General features: G+C 71.0%; 4 protein-coding genes and 1 pseudogene. All 5 read left to right on the forward strand.

The window, feature by feature from the left end; genetic code table 11:
* Nucleotides 1-716: pseudogene (locus ABZ281_RS42500) on the forward strand (radical SAM protein); the annotation flags it as partial.
* Nucleotides 706-1,389: a hypothetical protein gene (locus ABZ281_RS42505; RefSeq protein ID WP_356663389.1), complete on the forward strand. Its 684-nt coding sequence runs from the start codon at nt 706-708 to the stop codon at nt 1,387-1,389. The pseudogene ABZ281_RS42500 and the gene ABZ281_RS42505, both read left to right, overlap by 11 nt.
* The gene (locus ABZ281_RS42510; RefSeq protein ID WP_356663391.1) at nt 1,386-2,186 is read left to right on the forward strand and encodes a hypothetical protein; all 801 of its coding nucleotides are present in this window, start codon (nt 1,386-1,388) and stop codon (nt 2,184-2,186) included. Before ABZ281_RS42505 ends, ABZ281_RS42510 begins: the two co-directional genes overlap by 4 nt.
* Before the next feature lie 18 nt (nt 2,187-2,204).
* On the forward strand, nt 2,205-3,032 hold the full coding sequence (locus ABZ281_RS42515) for a carbohydrate kinase family protein (protein WP_356663393.1): 828 nt from the start codon (nt 2,205-2,207) through the stop codon (nt 3,030-3,032).
* A 21-nt stretch (nt 3,033-3,053) separates the two neighbouring features.
* Nucleotides 3,054-3,567 (forward strand): nucleoside 2-deoxyribosyltransferase (locus ABZ281_RS42520; protein WP_356663395.1); only part of this gene is annotated, 514 nt, incomplete at its 3' end.

Here is a 3,567-nt window from a genome sequence, read left to right on the forward strand (position 1 = left end):
TCGCCGGCTGCCCGGAGCTGGAGATGCTGCACATCGACAACGCCGACCCGCTGGCGGTGGCCGCGCCAGTCGGCCGGCGCATCGCGGCGGCGGTCGCCAAGCTGTGCACCGAGGGCAACTGCGCCCCGATGGGCATCGAGTCGTTCGACCCCGCCGTGATCGAACGCAACACGCTGACGTGTACCGAGGACATCCTGCTGCGCGCCGTCGAGCACGTGAACGAGGCCGGCGCCGAGCGCGGAGCGGGCGGGCTGCCGAAACTGCTGCCCGGCCTCAACCTCATCTACGGACTGCCCGGCGAAACCCACGCCACGCACCTGGCCAACCTCAAGGCTCTGCAGCGGATCTACGACGCCGGGCTGATGTGCCACCGCACCAACGTACGACTGGCCCGCGCATTCCCCGGCACGCCGCTCGCCGACGAAGAAGCCAGCCTTGAGGGCCTGCCGTCCGCAGAGCACTTCGCCACGTGGAAGGCCGACATCGACCAGATCTGGGACCGGCCGATGAAGGAACGCGTCTACCCGGCAGGGCTGGAGGTCCCGGGCGTACACGCGTACTTCGTCGACGAGCACGGCACCTGGTTCCGCCGACTGGGCTCCTACGCGATCCAGATCATCGAGCCCGGCGCCGTCGTCCCGGTGGGAACGCCTGCGGACATCACCGTCACCGGCCACGCTCCGCGCGTCATCTACGGCACACACCGTGCCCGCTGACCCCGCCATGACAGGTGAGGCGGTGCGCCGGCATGTCGGCGTGTTGCTGCCGTGGGCCAACGTGGCGGTCGAAGAGGAGTTGCCGCAAATCGGCGAGCCGGGCGTGGTCTTCCACTACGCTCGGCTCGTGCCGGCCTCCCGCACGACCGCCGTCGACGAGTCCTTCTGGCACGGGCTGCGTGCCGCCGCCACCGGGGCCGTCGACTCCATGCGCCATCTGCCGCTGGACGTGACTCTGCTGGCGTGCACCTCTGCCGGATTCACTGGCGGACCAGAGCTGCCGCCCGACGTGATCACCGCCTTCGACGCCCTCACCACAGCCTTGCACCGGCGCCGCCTCCCCCGCGTCGTGCTGGCCACTCCCTACCCACAGGTGGTAACCCGCGCCGAAGCCGATGCCCTGGCTGCACACGGCATCCAGGTCCTCGCCCATGCCAGTCTCGGCCTGGACGACGGCTACCCCGACATCAGGCCCCAGCAGATCGTCGGTCTGTGTGACGGCCTGCCGCAGACCGCCCTCGCCACGGCCGACGCGCTCGTACTGTCCTGCACCGGCTGGCGCACCCTTACCGCCGCAGCCGCCCTGCAGGAGCGGCTGCGCATCCCCGTGATCTCCTCTAACCTCGCCCTCGCCGCCCACAGCCTCCCGTACGCCCCAGGAGCAGCGCCGTGACCGTTACCAAAGCCAGCAGACGCACCGACGACCGCGTCCTGACATTCGTCACCCGTGCCGCAGCGCTCGCCGATGTACGCGCCGAGGTGGAGGCCAACCACGACCACAACCGCTGGTGGCCCCCCACCATCACCGACCCGCGCATGCGGATGCTCGCGGCCGGCTGGTCCACCCGGATCAACTACCGCATGGTCGATACCTACGCGGCCGCCCTTGCCCGCGCCGACAGGCTCGGCTTCGACGCCCTCACCGACCTCGCCGACGACCAGGCGCGCGACCTGGTCGCCCCGCTCGGCCTGACAGAGGCACGCCTGACCTACCTGTACTCGCTGGCCGACACCCTCGCCCGCTGGGACAAGGACGGCACCGACCCGGCCGCATGGGACTCCAAAACCTTCATCGCAGCCTTCGCCCGCGACGTGCGCGGGGCGTCCTACAAAGTCGCCCAGTGCGCCGCCCTCTACGCCCGCGGCTACCACTGCGGCATCATCCCCGTCGATTCCGGCATGGTCACCAAACTCGCCCCCGCCCTCGGCTTCACTCTCCCCTCCGGCCCGGCCGCCCACGAGCACCTACGCCTGCTGCTCGAACACGCCGTCGCCCGCCACACCGATGCCCTGCGCGAGCTCACCGCCGACCAGAACGTCACCATCCCGGCCGAGGCGGCCCCGACATGGTGGACCCATCTGACGCTGATCTACTTCAAGCGCCTCTACCTCAACCGGCCACCTGCCCGCCTGTGCACGCGCCGCCCGACCTGCACCACCCTGACCGACTGTGCGCACACCCGGACCTGACCGAGAGGGAGCGCCACGATGCAGCGCACCATCGTGATCGGCAACATCTCCCTTGACAACATCCACCGCCCCGGTCACCTGCCCGTGCACCAGCTCGGTGGCGCCGCCCTCCACCTGGCCGTGGCGGCGGCCCGCGCCGGCCTCCCGGTCGCGCCAGCCTCCGTCGTCGGAGACGACCTGGCCAGCCTGCCCGACGACCCACGCCTACCTGCGCTGGACTGGAGCCTTCTCCACCCCGCTCCCGAGCCGTCGGCCGCGTTCACCATCCGCTACGACGACGCGGGAACCGTCACGGCCGTCGACACCGCCTACGGTGCCGCCGGGCACCTCACCGCCCATGCGCTGCAGGTGATCGACCGCCATCCCGAGGCGGCCTTCCACATCAGCTGCCGCCACCCCCTTGATGTCCCCGCCGTTCTCGCAGCACTGACCGAGCGCGGCTGCCCCTTCAGCCTGGACTTCCACCTCCCCAGCGCCCCCCAGCTCATCCGCGCCGCCGCCCCCTGGCTCCGGCACGCGGCCACGATCTTCGTCAACGCCGAGGAACACGCCCTCCTCACCCACCACGCCGGCCCGTGCCCCTGCCCGGAGACCGTCGTTACCGACGGCCCTCGCCCGGCACGCGTTGTCCTGCCCGGCTGTGCACAGCGACCCATCACCCCGCCAGCCGTGCCCACCGTCCGGCAGATCACCGGCGCCGGCGACACTCTGGCCGGCACCTACCTCGCCCACCGCGCACGGCATCTCCCACCGGCCGCAGCCCTCGACCGCGCCGTACAGGCCGCCAGCCAGCACACCGCCCACGTGCCACTGACCTTCCCCGCCCCACCCCGCGCCCCATCCTGACCAGCAGCAGGAGGCAGCCCGATGTACTACGTCGCCCACCGTCTCTTCGCCGCCCACGACCGCGCCCTCGCCGCTCAGCTGGCCCACCACCTTGCCCTCAAGATCGGCGAAGACCAGGTCTTCCTTCCCTTCTGCGACACAGACGAGGAAGACCTCGTCGCCGACGTCAAAGGGAGGCGGATCTTCGAACTCGACCGAGAGCGGCTCCGCAGTATCCGTGCCTTCCTCGCCATCGTTCACGGACCCAGCCCGGACGACGGCGTGTGCATGGAGATCGGCTACGCCGCCGCCCTCGGAGCACCCGTCATCCTGCTGACCACTGACTTCCAGGAGTACTCCGCCGCCCCCCACGGCCCGCGCACCGTCTTCCCCGACCCGCTATTGGACGCCCTCGCCACCCGCATCGTCCGCGTCCCCCTCCTCGGAGCCCCCGCCCGGGGCCCAGACACAAGCCGCTTCGCAGACTTCGCCGCCCGCAACCACGCCCAAGCCCAGTACGCAACCGAGGCATGCGTCGACGCCGCCCTCCAACTCC

Origin of the sequence: Streptomyces sp. NPDC006265 (assembly GCF_040613555.1) — a bacterium.
GTDB lineage: Bacteria > Actinomycetota > Actinomycetes > Streptomycetales > Streptomycetaceae > Streptomyces.